The organism is Streptosporangiales bacterium (assembly GCA_009379955.1).
Classification (GTDB): Bacteria; Actinomycetota; Actinomycetes; order Streptosporangiales; family WHST01; genus WHST01.
In genome coordinates, this window is record WHST01000138.1 from 1 (window position 1) to 16,420 (window position 16,420).

Annotated in this window: 17 protein-coding genes and 1 tRNA gene; 6 read left to right on the forward strand and 12 right to left on the reverse strand. The window is 71.4% G+C overall.

All coding sequences use genetic code 11. The features are described from left to right. The first annotated feature begins 251 nt into the window (after positions 1 to 251). Complete coding sequence (locus tag GEV10_27925) at positions 252 to 1,442, forward strand: tyrosine-type recombinase/integrase (protein ID MQA82246.1); 1,191 nt, start codon at positions 252 to 254, stop codon at positions 1,440 to 1,442. Here GEV10_27925 and GEV10_27930 read toward each other — a convergent pair. From GEV10_27930 to GEV10_27945, 4 genes are all read right to left on the reverse strand, one after another. Next, a tRNA-Lys gene (locus tag GEV10_27930) sits at positions 1,404 to 1,476 on the reverse strand. The two genes, GEV10_27925 and GEV10_27930, sit on opposite strands and share 39 nt — an antisense overlap. 101 nt (positions 1,477 to 1,577) lie before the next feature. Next, on the reverse strand, positions 1,578 to 1,784 hold the full coding sequence (locus tag GEV10_27935; protein MQA82247.1) for a hypothetical protein: 207 nt from the start codon (positions 1,782 to 1,784) through the stop codon (positions 1,578 to 1,580). Positions 1,785 to 1,923: 139 nt separating this feature from the next. Beyond that, positions 1,924 to 3,135 (reverse strand): MFS transporter, encoded by a 1,212-nt coding sequence (locus tag GEV10_27940; GenBank protein ID MQA82248.1) that lies wholly within the window; start codon positions 3,133 to 3,135, stop codon positions 1,924 to 1,926. Between the two features lie 309 nt (positions 3,136 to 3,444). Further along, the gene (locus GEV10_27945) at positions 3,445 to 4,914 is read right to left on the reverse strand and encodes an NAD(P)-binding protein (protein MQA82249.1); all 1,470 of its coding nucleotides are present in this window, start codon (positions 4,912 to 4,914) and stop codon (positions 3,445 to 3,447) included. Positions 4,915 to 5,450: 536 nt separating this feature from the next. Here GEV10_27945 and GEV10_27950 point away from each other — a divergent pair. The 3 genes from GEV10_27950 (at position 5,451) to GEV10_27960 (ending at position 8,182) form a co-directional block, all read left to right on the forward strand. Next, entirely contained in the window at positions 5,451 to 6,500 is a 1,050-nt protein-coding gene (locus GEV10_27950) for a hypothetical protein (GenBank protein ID MQA82250.1), read from the forward strand. 130 nt (positions 6,501 to 6,630) lie between these two features. Beyond that, positions 6,631 to 7,737: a hypothetical protein gene (locus tag GEV10_27955; GenBank protein ID MQA82251.1), complete on the forward strand. Its 1,107-nt coding sequence runs from the start codon at positions 6,631 to 6,633 to the stop codon at positions 7,735 to 7,737. A 49-nt stretch (positions 7,738 to 7,786) separates the two neighbouring features. Beyond that, positions 7,787 to 8,182, forward strand: a complete 396-nt coding sequence (locus GEV10_27960; GenBank protein ID MQA82252.1) for a TIGR03618 family F420-dependent PPOX class oxidoreductase — start codon at positions 7,787 to 7,789, stop codon at positions 8,180 to 8,182. Positions 8,183 to 8,195: 13 nt separating this feature from the next. Here the strand turns inward: GEV10_27960 and GEV10_27965 are convergent, their stop codons facing one another. The 6 genes from GEV10_27965 to GEV10_27990 all read right to left on the reverse strand — a co-directional run bounded on the left by GEV10_27965 (position 8,196) and on the right by GEV10_27990 (position 14,081). Next, a complete protein-coding gene (locus tag GEV10_27965) occupies positions 8,196 to 9,302 on the reverse strand; it encodes a ring-opening amidohydrolase (protein ID MQA82253.1) in 1,107 nt (368 codons plus the stop codon). Next, a complete protein-coding gene (locus GEV10_27970) occupies positions 9,302 to 10,273 on the reverse strand; it encodes a carbamate kinase (protein ID MQA82254.1) in 972 nt (323 codons plus the stop codon). The genes GEV10_27965 and GEV10_27970 overlap by 1 nt, the downstream gene beginning before the upstream one ends. Before the next feature lie 49 nt (positions 10,274 to 10,322). Continuing rightward, a complete protein-coding gene (locus tag GEV10_27975) occupies positions 10,323 to 11,663 on the reverse strand; it encodes an FAD-binding protein (GenBank protein ID MQA82255.1) in 1,341 nt (446 codons plus the stop codon). Between the two features lie 99 nt (positions 11,664 to 11,762). Then, positions 11,763 to 12,125 (reverse strand): VOC family protein, encoded by a 363-nt coding sequence (locus GEV10_27980; GenBank protein MQA82256.1) that lies wholly within the window; start codon positions 12,123 to 12,125, stop codon positions 11,763 to 11,765. Positions 12,126 to 12,188: 63 nt separating this feature from the next. Continuing rightward, complete coding sequence (locus GEV10_27985) at positions 12,189 to 13,385, reverse strand: CoA transferase (protein MQA82257.1); 1,197 nt, start codon at positions 13,383 to 13,385, stop codon at positions 12,189 to 12,191. A gap of 69 nt (positions 13,386 to 13,454) precedes the next feature. Next, a complete protein-coding gene (locus tag GEV10_27990) occupies positions 13,455 to 14,081 on the reverse strand; it encodes a MerR family transcriptional regulator (protein ID MQA82258.1) in 627 nt (208 codons plus the stop codon). A 184-nt stretch (positions 14,082 to 14,265) separates the two neighbouring features. Here GEV10_27990 and GEV10_27995 point away from each other — a divergent pair, with 184 nt between their 5' ends. Both GEV10_27995 and GEV10_28000 read left to right on the forward strand, forming a co-directional pair. Next, positions 14,266 to 15,222 (forward strand): hypothetical protein, encoded by a 957-nt coding sequence (locus tag GEV10_27995; protein ID MQA82259.1) that lies wholly within the window; start codon positions 14,266 to 14,268, stop codon positions 15,220 to 15,222. Continuing rightward, complete coding sequence (locus tag GEV10_28000; protein ID MQA82260.1) at positions 15,219 to 15,698, forward strand: DUF4281 domain-containing protein; 480 nt, start codon at positions 15,219 to 15,221, stop codon at positions 15,696 to 15,698. Before GEV10_27995 ends, GEV10_28000 begins: the two co-directional genes overlap by 4 nt. Positions 15,699 to 15,704: 6 nt before the next feature. Here the strand turns inward: GEV10_28000 and GEV10_28005 are convergent, their stop codons facing one another. Further along, positions 15,705 to 16,157: a nucleoside deaminase gene (locus GEV10_28005; GenBank protein ID MQA82261.1), complete on the reverse strand. Its 453-nt coding sequence runs from the start codon at positions 16,155 to 16,157 to the stop codon at positions 15,705 to 15,707. Continuing rightward, positions 16,154 to 16,420, reverse strand: a 267-nt coding sequence (locus tag GEV10_28010) for a cytosine permease (GenBank protein ID MQA82262.1), incomplete at its 5' end; no start/stop codon positions are given. The genes GEV10_28005 and GEV10_28010, both read right to left, overlap by 4 nt.

The window sequence follows — 16,420 nt, forward strand, 5'->3', positions numbered from 1 at the left end:
CCACCACGACAATGACCGTCGACGCGCCGGGCAAGCTCGTCGTCCAACCACGGTTGTGACTCGCGGCAACGACCGCCCTTGAGAAGCTCGGCGCGTCACCAACACCCCGGCAAGACCTCATTGTTCAGGACTCTCCTAGGCGCCATGGGTCTTGGACGTACGTGGTCGACGTTGCCCCGGACCCCAAGACTGGGAAACGGCGGCAGAAGACAGAGGCGGGATTCCCGACCGAAGTGACGGCGCGCGCCGCGATGCTTGAGATCGTAGGACGGGTCACTCGCGGCGAACGTGTCGACGATAAGACCACCGTCGCCGAGTGGCTCCGCTACTGGATCAATGAGAAGACCAAGAACGACGGGCCGAGTGCTGCGGGGAGGAAGGTGCGCGGGTCGACGGCGCGAAACTACCGACAGCACATCGAGGACTACCTCGTGCTGCACCTCGGTGGTGTCCGGCTGGCGCGGCTGTCCGCAGAGGACATCTCCGAGGGATTCGATGCGCTGCTGGAGGAGGTCGCAGACCGGGACGGCCGAAAGATCGGTGGATCGACGATCCGGAGGATCCACGCCACCCTGCAATCCAGCTTGAATGCGGCTGTCAGGGCACGGCGGATGTCGTGGAACCCGGCGCTGTTCGTGACCTTGCCGGATGTGGACCGGCCGAAGGTGCGGCCGTGGGAACCTGCTGAGCTCGGAAGATTCCTCGATCACGTCCAGGGCGACCGACTCGCGGCGCTATTTGAGGCGATGGCTGCAACCGGGTTGCGCCGCGGTGAAGCGCTCGGTCTGCGGTGGGCCGACGTCGACGACGAGCGCGCCACGATCACCGTGCGGCAGCAACTCATCGAACTACGCCGCGGCCAGGAGCCGAGCTTTGGCCCGCCGAAGACGAAGAGCGGGGAGAATCGCCGTATCGAACTGGATTCCCGCACACTCGGCGTGCTGCTGGCGCATCAACTCACCCAGCGAGTCGAGCGAGAGACGTGGGGGGATGCCTACACCAGCTACGACCTCGTGTTCGCTCGCGAGGACGGCCGGCCCTACGAGCCCAGCGGCGTGACCAAAAGGTTCGGTGAGCTGGCCGCCGCGGCAAAGGTGCGCCACGTGCGTCTGCATGACCTGCGCCATGGCGCAGCATCACTGATGCTGGCGTCCGGTACGCCGATCGAGCTCGTGTCCAAGATCCTCGGGCACTCCTCAATCGCGATCACCCTCGACACCTACTCGCACCTGTTGGAGGGAGTTGGCAGGCGTGCCGCCGAGGCCGCGGTCGCGCTTGTTCCGCGCACACCAACGCCGCCTCGTGAGCAAAGTGTGAGCATCTCTAGCGAAAGGACGACAGGACCGCCTCCTGGGCTGATCCCAAGACGGCCTCTGACCTGCATGAACGTGAACCGGGGGGTGTGGGCCGCCTGGGGATCGAACCCAGAACCCGCGGATTAAAAGTCCGCTGCTCTGCCAGTTGAGCTAACGGCCCCTGCGGCAGGATACCGCCGGGCGGTCGGCGTCTGGTCGTGCTGCGGGTCACTCGCGCCGCGGTCAGCCTGACACGCGACGGCGGGTAGGCGAGGGCCGGTGTCAGGCCGCAGGGTCAGCCGCGTCCGCCGCGGCCTGAGAGGACAGGTGGAGGCGCCGGTCGAGCAGGATGTCGATCTGCTCGAGGACGCTCGCCTCGGCACCGTACTCGTGCTCGCCCCGGACCTTGCGGAGTTGCGTCGTCAGGCGGCGCAGCTGTTCGTCGATCGTCGTCACTCGGGTGATCTTGGTCAGCGCGAGTAGGTCCATGATCGTTCCTTCGGCGTACGTCCCCTCGGTGTCTCGTATCTACCATTAGCGCAGAGCGTCCGTCCCTTACGCAACGTCCAGCTCAACCCGTGAGCAGATCTGTGGCGGCGCGAGCGGTGACAGAACGTGTCGGAGCCGGTCACGGACTCGGTCGTGACGCACGTGATCGGCCGGCTCCGGCGGGGGTGACGGGCACGGCCGCGGCGGCGAAGCAGGCAGCGAGCCAGAAGGCGTACGCGTACGCCGATCCGCCGGAACCCGCCACCGTCACCAGTACCCCGACGAGCGGCGGCGTCGCGGTGGCCATCATGCTCTGCGCGGTGTTCTGCACCCCGAGGGCGCGGCCGGCCCACTGCGGTCCCGCCAGCTCGGCCGTGGCGGTGAAGGCAAGGCCGTTGCCCGCGACGGTGACCACGCTCGCGACCACCAGGACCGTCGCCGTGACCCACGACGGGCGGACGGCGAACAGGCCGAGCGAGGCCACGATCACGGCGTTGCCGACGGCGAGCAGCCGCATCGGCCGCAACCGGCTGCCGACCCGGTCGGACCAGTACCCGGCGCCGATCCTGCTCGCGGCACCGAGCACCTGCGTCGCCGCGAGCAGCTGTCCGGCGGTCGCCGGCGACCATGAGCGCACGTCGACGAGGAAGACGAGGCCGAACGCGCCCACCGTGAACTGCGGCATCACGAGCAGCGCGCTCGCCGCGTGCACCCGCCACAGCGTGGGCTTGCGGTACGGAGAGCCCGTGGGTGCGCCGCCGTCACCCACCCGCTGAGCCGGGCGCGGCGGGTCGACCAGGACGAACGCGCAAACGAGCGCCACGACGACACAGAGCGCACCCGCGACGGGCAGCGCGCCGTACAGGCCCCAGCGTTCCGCGAGCGGCGGCAGGATGAGCGCGGCGAGGCCCATGCCGAGCGGCAGGGCGGTCTGCCGCAGGCCCATCGCCAACCCGCGCTCGCGGGTCCCGAACCAGCCGAGCACGAGCCGGCCACTCGCCGAGCTGACCGACCCGCTCGCGGCACCGGCGAGCACGAGTAGGACCCCGAGCGGGACGACACCGCGGACCACGGTGGTGGCCAGCACGATGATCCCGCACAGGCCGACCCCGAGGACGAGCACCCGCTTCTCCCCGACGCGATCGGCCGCGGCTCCCCACGCGACCAGCGTGGCGATCGCGCCGGCCAGCGGACAGGCGACGAGCACGCCGACGTGGCCGAGGGACAGCCCGAGATCGGTCCGCATGGTGGGTGCGAGGTACGGAGTGCCGTTGGTCACGACCGACGTGGCGGCCTGTGCCGCGATGCCGGCCGCCAGCATGAGCCAGCGCCGACCCGTCATCCGACGCATGCCACGCCGCGCGACCCCTCTCGCCGACGCGTCTCGACGAGCAAGACGCACATCCCGCGATCTGACACTTCAGTCCTACCACGGAAGAGTGTGGCCGCCGCATTCAGCGGATCCGGGTGAACGTCTTGAAGCCGTCGTTGCTGTAGTACGCGCTGCTGTCGGTGCCGACGACCATGTAGGCACGCCCCCGCTCGTTCACCCCCGACCCAGCGCCCACAGCACGGTCTGACCGAACGTCGCGTCCGGGAGCGTCGTCTGTGCGGCGCCGCTGATCGAGACTCCGGCGGCCAGGCCGGTCGAGCACTCGGGTCAGCGGCCGGCGTTGGCGAGGTCGGGGACGTCGCGGATGCCGAAGCGGCGGCGCAGCGCCGAGCGAGCCGACTGGTAGCCGCACATGCCGTGCACGCCCCCGCCGGGCGACGTCGAGGACGAGCAGAGGAAGACCGACGGCAGCGGCGTGGGGTACGGGTCCCACCGTGGCGCCGGCCGGAAGAGCAGCTGCCGTACCGTCGCGGCGCCGCCGGTGAAGTCGCCGCCGGTGTAGGCCGGGTTGTAGGCCTCGTACTCGCGCGCCGTACGCACCCGGCGGTCGAGCACGACGTCACGGAAACCGGGCGCGAACCGCTCGATCTGAGCGTCGATCCGGTCGCTGACGTCGACGGCCGAGCCGGTCGGGACACCGCAGTACGCCCACAGCACGTGTCGGCCGGCGGGTGCGCGGGTGTCGTCGACGAGGCTGGGCTGGGCGGCGAGGACGAACGGCCTCCGCGGGTGCCGGCCGGCGGTGACCTCGTCCATCGCCGTGCTCACCTCGTCCCAGGTGCCGCCGACGTGCACGGTGCCCGCCCTCCGGCACGCGTCGGCCGCCCACGGGACGGGCTCGGAGAGCGCGTAGTCGACCTTGCACACGCCACCGCCGGGCTCGAACCGGCGCAGCGCGGCCGCGTAGGCGGACGGCAGTCCGCTGCCCGCCAGTTCGAGGAACTGGCGCGGGCTGAGGTCGAGCAGGACGGCGCGGGCCCGGGGGAGCTCGCGCAGGTCGGTGACCGGCTCGCCGACGACGATCTCACCGCCCATCGTGCGCAACGCGTCGGCGAGGGAGTCGGTGATGGCCCGGCTGCCGCCGCGGGGCAGCGGCCAGCCGGTCGCGTGCGCGAGGAACGTCAGCAGCAGGCCGAACGGCGCGGTCGCCAACCGGCGGAGCGGCTGCAGGGCGTGGGCGGCCGATCCGGTGATCAGGCCGCGTGCCTCGTCGGTGCGGAACGTCCGCGCCACGCCGTCGCCGACCAGCCGCAGCGACGCGTACGCCATGGCGGCGGTACCCGGCAGGTCTCTCGGCAGCGCGCGGAGCGGCGGCGCGAGCATCAGCGGCACGAGGTCGGGGGCGGCGCGGACCAGCGGCTCCATCAGCCGCCGGTACGTGCCCGCGTCGACGCCGAGACCCTCGGCCGTCCGCTCGACGTCGCGATAGAGCGCGCCTGCGCGCCCGCCGTCGAGCGGGTGGGCGTACGCGACCTCGGGCACGCGCAGGTCGATGCGGCCGGCGAGGTCGAACGCGGTGAAGAACGGGGACACCGATGCCATCGGGTGTACCGCCGAGCAGACGTCGTGGACGTAGCCCGGCAGGGTGAGCGGGCTCGTGCGACAGCCGCCGCCCACGTCGTCGGCGCCCTCGTAGACGCGGACGCCGAGCCCGGCGGCAGCCAGCGTCACCGCGGCGGCGAGACCGTTGGGCCCCGACCCGACGACGACGGCGTCGAGCTCCTGCGCTGGGCTCATGCGCGCCCGCCTCCTCCCGCACCTCCGGCAGGCGCCGCGACCCGGTCGACGCAAGTGCTGTAGGCGTCGCGACCCCTACCTCCGGCGCGATCGTCGAGCTCCTGCGCTGTCATGCCAAAGCCCACTCTCCGTGACGTCAGCGGCGGAGACCGCCCGAACGACCCCAGTCTCCTACGCCCAGGACGGGATCCCGGCACCGAGCCGGGGACACGCCCTCCCACCTGCGAGGACGAGGCGGACGGCGCGCGAAGGCAACACGAGTTGGCCCGCCGCAGGCCCCAGCGGTCACGGTGTGTGACAACACGCTGACACCCCCCGGGGATTGAGTGCCCCCTCCCGACTCTGTATGGTGCTGAGCGCCCCGTAGTTCCGTAATCATTCGTGCCCCGAGGAGAAACCTTCCTGTGACCTTGCCGCGTCGGCGAGGCCTGCGGATCTTTTCCCGGCCCCGAGCCCCCCACCGACGACGCCTCCGCGGAACCCTCGCACTCGCCTGGGTACTCCCCGCGCTCCTCTTCCTCGCCCTGTTCGAGGCGGTGGACACCACGACGCCGCCCCCCACCAGCGTCCGCACCACCCCCGTCGCCGACTCCACGGCGACCCTGCTGAAGCTGAAGAAGCAGGCCGACAAGGCAACCAAGGACCTCAGCGTCGCCACCGAGGAGTACGAGGCGAACAAGAGCGCGTACTCGCTGGCGCAGGCCAGGATCAAGCGCACCCGCGTCCAGGCCGCCCGCGCCAGCCAGGTCTACGAGAAGTGGCGCAAGCGCGTCGCCGAGTACGCCGCGAGCGCGTACGGCTCGCCGCTCCCGGACAGCACCAGCGTGCTGCTGACGTCCCCGGACGGGGATACCGCCGTCCAGCGGGCGACGTCGCTCGACGTCGTGACCACGGGCGAGGAGCTCGCGATCACCAACGCGAGCAAGGAGAAGCGCCGGGCCGAGGCACTGGAGCGGCAGGCCGAGCTCCTCGCGAAGAAGGCGACCGCGGAGCGGAGCAGGCTCGCCGGCCAGATCACGACGCTGCGCAAGAAGTCCGAGAACTCCACCCGGCAGCTGATGCGGCTGCTGATGAGGATGAGCGACGGCGCGGCCTCCCGTGACGCGTCGCGGCTCATCCTCGACGCCACCTGTAAGCGCGGCGCCCAGTCGCCCGAGGTCAAGAACGGCGGGTTCTCCAACGGTCTGCTGCCCGAGTGGGCGCTGTGCGACCTGCCCGGCTACAAGAAGAAGGAACAGCTGCGCGCCGACGCAGCGTACGCCTTCGCCGACATGAACGCAGCGTACGTCCAGAAGTTCGGCAAGAAGATGTGCATCTCCGACTCCTACCGCAACCTGTCCGAGCAGCAGGCGGTCTACTCGCAGAAGCCCGGGCTCGCGGCCATCCCCGGCAAGAGCAACCACGGCTGGGGCCTCGCCCTCGACCTCGGCTGCGGGGTCAACCAGTACGGCTCGCCGCAGTTCAACTGGCTCAAGCAGAACAGCCAGCGGTTCGGCTGGATCCACCCGGCCTGGGCGGAGTCGAACCCGTTCGAACCCTGGCACTGGGAGTATGCCGAGGGCACGGGCGCCGAGCCGGCCAACTAGCTTTTCGCCTCCCGCGCGCGACGTCCGGGGAGATGCGGCAGCCGCCGCGCCTCTCCGGGCGTCTCGCTTTGTCCGGCCGCCGAGCGCGTCGTTACCGGACGGTGGTCGCGCCTGCGGTTACCGTGACGACGTGCCCAGGCCCTTTCCCCGTGCCGTGGCCGCCTTCGCCGTCGCCTGCGCGTTGCTCGTCGCACCGACGCCCCCGACGCAGCAGCCGGCGAACGCGGACAGCCTGGGCACCCTGCAGCAGCAGGTGGTGAAGCTGCGCGGCCAGGCCGACCGGGCCAGCGCCGCGCTGGCGAAGAGCACCCGCCGCTACGAGGACGGCAAGGCCCGCCTCAGGTCGACGCAGCGGCGGTTGCTCGACGTCGCGCGCGACGAGCAGCGCGCGCAGGACGACGTCGACCTGGCGCACGAGCGGCTCGTCGCCTTCGCGGTGTCCTCGTACACCACGCCGGTCGGCGACGAGATCGGCGCGGTGCTCACCGGCGCGTTGACGAACCGGCGCACCGGGCGGTCGACGACCGACATCCGCTATGTCACCGCGACCCAGGCCGACGCCGTCGACACGTACACCGCGGAGCTCGACCGCCAGGCCGCGCTGCGCAGGCATGCGAAGGCCCTGGAGCGCGAGGCGTCGAGTCAGCAGGCGCGGCTGGCGGGCCAGCACCGGGCGCTGCGGGCGGACTCCAAGCGCCTCACCGACCAGCTGCTCGCCCGGCTCGACCGGCTGACCCTGCGGCTGGTGAAGGCGGACAGGTACGCCGCGGCGTTCCGCGTCAGCAGGGAGCGACAGGACCGCGGCGGCGACGACGCGCCGGCATGCGACAAGCCCACGGTGACGGGGTTCCCCAACGGCCTCATCCCGATGGCGCTGCTCTGCTCCCTGCCCGCCAAGGGCGAGTACCTGCGCGCGGACGCCGCCCGTGCGTTCTGGCTGCTCGACACGGCGTACCGGCTGCGCTTCGGCTCGCACATCTGCGTCACCGACGGATACCGGCCGCTCGGCGAGCAGTACGCCGTCTACCGCACCAAGCCCGCGCTCGCCGCCGTTCCCGGCACGAGCCGGCACGGCCGCGGGGTCGCGGTCGACCTCGGTTGCGGGATCCAGAACTTCGGGTCGACGCAGTTCCGCTGGATGAAGCGCAACGCACCGATGTTCGGCTGGGTGCATCCGGCGTGGGCCGAGAGCAACCCGTTCGAACCGTGGCACTGGGAATACGTGGGTCGCGGCTAGCGTCGGACCAAGCAGTCCCCCGTTCGCAACGTACGAAGGAGTGTCCGCCGTGGCCAAGCCGCCGCTGCCCGCCAAGCTCGTGGAGCTGCTGAAGCGCCCCAACCCCGCCGTCATGGCGACGGTGCGCCCGGACGGCACGCCCGTGTCGGTGGCGACCTGGTACCTGTGGGACGAGGGACGCGTGCTGTTCAACCTCGACGCCGGCCGCAAGCGGCTCGAGCACCTCGAGGCGAATCCCCGGGTCTCGCTGACGGTGCTCGACGACGACTCGTGGTACCGGCACGTGAGCGTGCAGGGCACCGTCACGCTGGAACCCGACTCCGACCTCGCCGACATCGACCGGCTCTCGCGGTACTACACCGACAAGCCGTACCCGAACAGGAACAGCGTTCGCGTCAGCGCCTGGCTGGACGTCGACGCGTACCACGCCTGGAACGTCGGCTGACCCGGTCTCGCCCTCAGCCCAGGTCGACGATCGCGGCGACCGGGCCGCCGCCGTCGGGGCCCTGGTGCGCCGCCGACACCGAGACGAACACGGCCGGGTCGCCGGTGACCGAGGCGGCCACGCCGCCGACGCAGGCCTTGATCTGCCGGTGCCAGTGCACGTCGGAGTCGTCGAGCATCGCGTTGCGGCGTCCGCGCACCTGGCCGTCCTGGCTCACCTCGCACTTGAGGAACACGTTGACGAGCCGGCCGTCGATGTCGGACGGGTGCGGTCGGTCGGGAAGGTCGAGCCCGGCGTCGCCGATCGCGGCCCAGATGCCGTCGGTGTCGAGCGCGTCGCTCATGACCGCGTGGCCGATCCGGTAGCGTCCGCCGACGCCGCGTGCGTTGCCGACGACGACCACCTGCGCGCGGTCGAGCTCGACGCCCGACGAGCACGACGCGACGGCCGAGTACAGCGAACGGTCCTCCAGCACCTGCTCGTCCGTCGGCTTCTCGATCTCGCCGAGTGCCAACCCGACACCGAGCGCCGTGCAGCCGTTCGAGAGGTCCATCGACTCCAGCGTGTGTTCGGTCCAGACGGTGTGTCCGCGGCTCTTCGCGTCGCGGATGGTGTCGATGGTGAGCAGCGGAGTCTTGGTCTGCACGTAGTGGACGTCGGCCGGGTCGGTGATGCCCGCGCGTGACATGGCCTCGGTGACGGCGGCGGCGACCTTCTCGATCATGCCGGTGCGGCCGATCTCCTCGGGCAGCAGCCGCTCGCTCATCGCGAACCCGACGGTGAGCCGCGGCTCGTCGGACGGTGTGGCCCGGTCGGCGGGTAGCGTCGCGAAGACGGTCGCGTGCGGGCTGATGACGCCGTCGGTACCGCCGGACCAGACGATCGGGACCTGCCTGACCTCGTCATCGGAGCGGGTGCCCTTGGCCACGAGCACCTCGCGGAACGCCCGGTCGGCGATGATCCTGGTGTAGTCGTTCACCCCGCCGTTGCCCTCGGTCTTACCGATGACCGCGACGACCCGGTCGGCCTCGAGCACGCCGTCGTCGATCAGCGCGGCCAGCTCGGACGCGTCACTGACGGAGTGCAGCGGGACCTTGCGTACCTCGATCGCTTCGGGCATCAGACGGGGTCCTTCCTGATAGCGGGGCCTCCCTCGGGGTGTGCCTGCACGACGGTACCGGCATCGGCGGTGACCGCGTCACCGATGTGCGCCAGCGACGTGATGACCGCACGCGTGCCGCCGGCCTCGACGAACCGGCACACGGCCTCGACCTTCGGGCCCATCGAGCCGCTCGCGAACTCGCCCTTGTCGGCGAGCGTCCGCAGCTCCGCGGGCGTCGTGTGCCGGACGGGACGCTCGTCCTGCGTGCCGTAGCCGACGAGGACGTGCTCGACGTCGGTGGCGACGACGAGCACGTCGGCCGCGAGGTCGCGGGCGAGCAGGTCGGCGGTGAGGTCCTTGTCGATGACGGCCTCGACGCCGCGCAGGCTGCCATCCGGATCGCGGACGACCGGGATCCCGCCGCCGCCCCCGACGACGACCACGTGACCCGCGTCCATCAGCACCCGGGCCGCGGCGGAGTCGAGCACCTCGCGAGGCTCGGGTGACGCGACGATCCTGCGCCAGCCACGCATACCGCGGTCCTCCCAGGTCTGGCCGTGCTCGATCATCGTCTGCGCCTCGGCCGCCGAGAGGTAACGGCCGATCGGCTTGCTCGGCCTGCGCAGTCCCGGATCGTCGCGGTCGACCCGCGTACGCGTCACGAGCGCCGCGACCGGCCGCTCGACCCTCCGCTCGGCGAGTGCGTACTGCAGCGCATCGAGCAGGACGAAGCCGAGGGTGCCCTGGGTCTGCGCCCCGCACCAGTCGAGCGGCACCGGCGGGACGACCTCGGCCGCGAGCTCGTTCTTCACCAGCAGGTTGCCGACCTGCGGACCGTTCCCGTGGGTCAGCGCGACGTCGTGACCGGCCGCGACGAGGTCGGCCACCCGTTCCATCGCCACCGTCGCCGCGGCGATCTGGTCACCGGGACGCGCCGAGCCGTCCGGCGCCGTCATCGCATTGCCCCCGAGGGCGACGAGCACACGCATCCGCGCAGCGTACGGCAGCGGTCGGACCGGGGTGGACGGAACGCTCGTCCTAGGAGACCGTGCGCGGTCGGATGTTCTGGTTCAGGTGGAAGACGTTGTGTGGGTCCATGTCGGTCTTCAGCGACGTCAGCCTGGCCAGCTTGGCCGGCGGGTAGGCGCGCTCCACGCCGTCCTGGCCGTCGTCGCCGAGGATGTTGACGTACACACCGTCGGCCCAGGGGGCCATCGCCGCCGCCGCGCGCCTGGTGGCCGCCATGCGTGCCTCGTCGTCCGCCGGGTCGGCCCAGGACGCGGCCGTGACGAACTCGAACAGGGTGTCGCGGTGGCCGAACGCCGAGTCCTCGTCGGGGACGTCCGCGATCGCGCCGCCGTAGGCCTGCAGGCTGACCCTCGCGGCCGGCGGCTCACCTCCGGTCGACCCGCGGTACAGGAACGCCTCGACGGCACCGTCGGAGAGCTGCTTCAGGAAGTGGCCCTTGAAGTAGCGACGCAGCGCGTGCATCTCCACCGTGTCCTCGCGGCGCTGCAGGTCGACGTACGAGAGCTCCTCGACGCGCTCCTCCAGGGGGCGCCCGAGCGCGCGCAGCACGGAGGCGTGCCGGCGACCCTCGTCGGGGTCGCCGATCCAGACGAAGCCGAGCGCGACCACGGCATCGGCACCCGCCGTCGCCGCGTACGTCGCCTGCCGCGGCGCCTCCGCGTTCAGCTCGCACCAGCGGCGCACCGCCGGTTCCGCGCCGTCGAGCGGGAAGACGTGCTCGACCGAGAGCGACCTGGTGCCAACGTCGTGCAGCTGGAACTCGAACTCGGTGACGATGCCGAAGTTGCCACCGCCGCCCCGCAGGGCCCAGAACAGCTCGGGGTTCTCGGTGCGACTCGCGCGGACGGTCTCGCCGTCCGCGGTCACCACCTGGTACGAGACGACGTTGTCGCAGGAGAGGCCGTACTGCCTGGCGAGCCAGCCCATGCCGCCCCCGAGGGTGAGACCGCCGACGCCGGTGTGCGAGACGTTGCCGGCCATCGTCGCCAGCCCGTGGCGCTGCGCCTCACGATCGAGAGCACCGAGCAACGCGCCGCCCTGCACCCAGGCGCGGCGGCGCTCGGGGTCGACCCGCACCTCGCCCATCGGGGTCAGGTCGATCATCAGCCCGTCGTCGGGGACGGCAGGGCCGAGGATCCCGTGCCCGCCGCACTTGACGCCGATCTCCAGGTCGAGGTCGCGGGCAGCGCGCACCGCCCGGGACACGTCGGCGACCGTCGCGCACCGGGCGATCAGTCGCGGGCGCCGGTCCACCATCGCGTTCCAGACGGTGCGGGCATCGTCGTAGCCCGAGTCACCGGGCCGCAGCAGCAGACCGTCGAACCGGTCGAGGGAGATGGTCGTCGTCATGGCGTGCAGCCTGTCAGGAATCGGTACGCGGGACATGCCGTTTCCCGACGAAGACGGATTCAGGGACGGGCGAACGAACCGCTGCTCGCACCGAACCGGTCACGGAGGCGGCGCGGAGCCCTCGACAGGGGCACCACCGATACCGATCTCGTTGCCGTCCGGGTCGCGATACAGGGCCTTGCGCACGCCGTTCCCGTAGGTCTCCCGCGTCTCCGGTTCGATGCCCCGCAACGCGGCGGCGTCGACGAAGTCGTCGAAGTCGTCGAGAAACAGGGTGACCCGGGCGTGCCCGGCGTGGTCGGGTTCCAGTACGGCATACAGATGGCGGTGCTCCGCCACCGTCCAGACGCGCTCAGTGTCGTTCGGGTCGAACGACTCGGCGTCGCCCAGGAAGCTCTCGAACCAGCCGATGGCGCGCTGGAGGTCGCTCACGGCGACACCGGCGAACAGGTCAACGTCCATGTCTCCTCCTCACCTGAGCAGACCGGGTCCAGGGCGCGAAATCATCGGTGACGGGCATCGGACCTACTCGTCGCTCAGCCAGGCGCGGATGCGCGCCGCGTCTCCGTCGAGCACCGGGGGTGCCGCGTGGTCGCGCCGCGTGGTCTCCTCGCCCCCGGCGTCGAAGAACCGCAGCGGCGGGCCGGGCACGGCGACCGTGCCGAGCGTGGCGTGGTCGACGTCGACGAGCAGGCCCTGGCTCGCGGTCTGGTCCCAGTCGTACACCTCGTCGATCGAACGGACCTTGCCCGCGGGCACGCCGATCGCGGCGAGCTCGGCGAGCAGGGGCTCGGCGTCGCGGTCGGCGAACGCGGTCTCGACGGCCGCGATCACGTCGGGTCGATTGCCGACGCGTTCACTGTTGGTGGCCATGCCCTCGGCGCTCGCGTCGAGCCCGAACGCCGTGCACAGGCGTGCCCACAGCGCCTCGGTGCCCACCGCGATCTGGACGGCGCCGTCGCGGCAGCGGAAGAGCCCGTACGGACAGATCGCCGGATGGTGGTTGCCCTGCGCCCGCCCGACCTTGCCCGCGACGGTCCACGCGGTGCCCTGGAACGCGTGCACACCCACGATCGCGGCGAGCAGCGAGGTACGCACCACCTGGCCGCGGCCGGTGCGTTCGCGGTCGAGCAGCGCGGCGAGCACGCCGTACGCGCCGTACATGCCGGCGAGCAGGTCGCCGATCGGCACACCCACGCGCTGGGCGTCGTCGGGACCCGGCCCGGTCACCGACATCAGCCCGGCCTCGCCCTGCGCGATCTGGTCGTAGCCGGCGCGGCCGCCGTCCGGCCCGTCGTGCCCGAACCCGGTGATCGACAGCACGACGAGCCGCGGGTTCAGCTCGAACAGCCGCTCGGTGGTGAACCCCAGCCGGTCGAGAACACCGGTGCGGAAGTTCTCCAGCAGCACGTCCGCGCGCCGGACGAGCCCGGCGAGCGTCTCCCTGCCGTCGTCGCTCTTGAGGTCGAGCGCGATGGACTCCTTGTTGCGGTTGCAGGACAGGAAGTACGTCGACTCCGTGGCGCCGCCCTCGGCCTCGGGCTCGACGAACGGCGGCCCCCACCCCCGCGTGTCGTCGCCCCTGCCCGGCGTCTCGACCTTGATGACCCGCGCGCCGAGGTCGCCGAGCATCATGCCGGCGTGCGGCCCGGCGAGCGCCCGGGTGAGGTCGACGACGACGGTTCCGGCGAGTGGCCCAGTTCCTTCTGTGACCGCTGACATGGCAGGACGCTATCGCGACGACGACGTCGCGGCACCCGATCGAGGGCGACGTCACGTCCACGCTGAGGATCAGGAGAGGCCGATGCGGCGTCCCGACTCGTTGACCTGGGCCAGCCGTCGCAGGGCGGCGAGCAGTGCGTCACCGGCGATGGTGCCGACGACCGCGGCCTCGATCACCGCGTCGGTGTCGGTGATGCTCCGCGTCACGTCGAGGTCGACGCGCGCGATGAGCTCCACGGCGTCGGCGTAGCGGTCGATCCCGGCGATCAGGAACTCGCCGGCGATGCCGTTCAGGCCGGCGATCACCTCGACGAGGTTGTCGCGCGCCGGGTGGGCCGTGTCGATCCAGCCGCGTCGCTCGATGAGCTCGTCGACGATCCGCCGCGCCTCGGCGCGCTCCTGCTCGCCCGCGGTGACCTGCGCCCTGGTGACGCTGCCGACGGCCCGGCCGAGCCGCAGGTCGAGAGACGCCTCCGGATCGTCGACGGACGAGAGGACGTCGCGCGTGGCAGCGATCGAGAGGCCGCCCACCTCGGTCAACGCCCTGATCAGTCGGAGCCGCCGCTCGTGCCGGTCGTCGTAGTGGGCCTGGTTGGGCCCCGTGCGCTCGCCACGCGGCAGCAGACCCTCACGGAGGTAGTACTTGATCGTCGGCACGGGTACGTCGGACCGCTCACTCAGCTCCGCGACTCGCATCGTCACCCTCCCCTGGTCCGCAGACCGTGTCGACCGTTGCCAAATCAGGGCTTGCACGCCGGACACCTCTGATGGATAGTGTAGCTATCCACTATGGATAGTCCAACTATCCACTCTCTCAGGAGGCCACATGTCCGCCGCGCTCCCCTCCCTGCGCCGGGCGGTGCACTGGCACCGACCGCTGATGCTCCTGGCCGGCGCGTCCGTCGTCGTGCTCGCCGTGTGCCTCGTGGGTCTGGCCGTCGACGGCCGCGCGCTCGTGGGCGCGCCGATCTGGTTGAAGCCCGCCAAGTTCGCCGTGTCGATCGCGATCTACTGTTTCACGCTGGCCTGGCTGCTCTCCCTGCTCCAGCGCCGGCGCCGGCTCGGCAGAGCGCTCGGCTCCATCATCGCGATCACGCTCGGCGGCGAGCTCGTGGTCATCGTGGTGCAGGTCGTCCGCGGCGAGATGAGCCACTTCAACATCAGCACCCCGCTCAACGCCGTTCTCTGGGCCAGCATGGGCGTGATGATCGCCACGCTCTGGGTGGCGAACCTCGTCGCCGGCGCGCTCTTCCTGACGCAGAAGCTCGGCGAACGGTCCACCGCCTGGGCGATCCGGGCCGGCACGGTGATCGCGCTCGCCGGGATGGCGGTCGCGTTCTTCATGCCACAGGAGACCGCCGCACAGGACGCGGCGAGGGAGGCCGGGCGCGGCAGCGGCATCGTCGGCGCCCACACGGTCGGCGTGCCCGACGGCGGCCCCGGCCTGCCGATCACCGGTTGGAGCACCGTCGCGGGCGACCTGCGGGTGCCGCACTTCGTCGGCATCCACGGGCTGCAGGTGCTCATCCTGCTCGCCCTGGTGCTCCTACTCCTCGCCCGCCGCTACCCGCGGTTCGCGTCCGACACGCTGCGCCTCCGGGTGGTCCTCGTCGCCGCGGGTGCGTACGCGGGAGTGCTCGCGCTCGTCACGTGGCAGGCGTTTCGCGGGCAGTCGGTGGTTCGCCCGGACGCGCTGACCGCCTCGGTCGCGGCCGCACTCGCGGTGGCGGCGGTCGTCGGACTGCTGCTCGCACTCCGCACACCTCGTGAGCCCACTCTTCGGCAGCCCGAAGGCGCCACCGCCACGGTGACAGAGGATCGGGAGGGTGTCGCATGAGCACCTACATCGAGCTGCTCTTCGACGTCACGTTCTACGTGGCCGCGCCGTTCTGGGCGTTGATGATCTTCGCCCCCGGCTGGTCGGTGACCCGCCGCATCATCGGCTCACCGCTGATCGTGCTTCCCCCGCTCGTCGTGTTCGTCCTCGTCATGGGCCCGGATCTCGGCGCCTTCCTGGCCGCGGTGAGCCGGCCGACCCTCGACGGGGTCCAGGCTCTGGTGAGCAGCCCCGAGGGCACGGCGGCGATCTGGGCGCAGGTGATCGCCTGGGACCTGTTCATCGGGCGCTGGATGTACCTCGACAGCCGTGAGCGCCGCATCCACCCGCTGGTCATGGCGCCGGTGCTGCTGGTGACGATCCTCATCTCGCCGCTCGGGCTGCCGGCGTACTTCGCGCTGCGCCTACCGCTCACCCGGCGAAGGGATCAGGCAGCTGCGGACACCGCCGGACGCACGACCGCCGTCGCCGGGTGACGCCCCTCACCGTTGCTCGCCGATGTCCTCGTACCAGACGTCCGGGCGCTCGGCGATGAACGTACGCATCAGCTCGGCGCACTCGGCGTCGTCGAGGTCGACCACCTCGACGCCGTGCCGGACCAGGAGATCCTCGGCGCCGAGGAACGTACGGTTCTCGCCGAGCACGACCCGCGGGATCTTGTAGAGCAGGATCATGCCGGTGCACATCACGCACGGCGACAGCGTCGTGTACATCGTCGCCCGCGCGTAGGTGGTGGCGGGGAGCCGGCCGGCGTTCTCGACGCAGTCGGTCTCGCCGTGCCTGATCGCGCTGTTCTGCTGGACGCGGCGGTTGCGTCCGGTCGCCACGACCTCGCCGTCGACGACGAGCGCCGCGCCGATCGGCACGCCGCCCTCGGCCAGGCCCTTCCGCGCCTCCGCTACCGCGGCCTCGAGGAAGCGTTCGTCGTCGCTCATCCGGCGTTCCTCGGCCTCTCGCGCCCGAAGGCGGCGTAGAGGCCCGCGGCCACCAGGCTGCCGGCGAGCCACGACAGATCGATGCCGCCCATTGCCGTGGCAGCCGGACCCTGGAGGAACGTGGGGACGCCGTACTCGAAGCACCATGTCGCGGCGATGCCGACGAGGAACGCCGCGAGTGCCGGCCAGCGCACGTCGGCGATCCGTGAGCGTCCCGGCGGGTCGTACAGCGTGTCGACGTCGATGCGTCCGCGACGGAACCC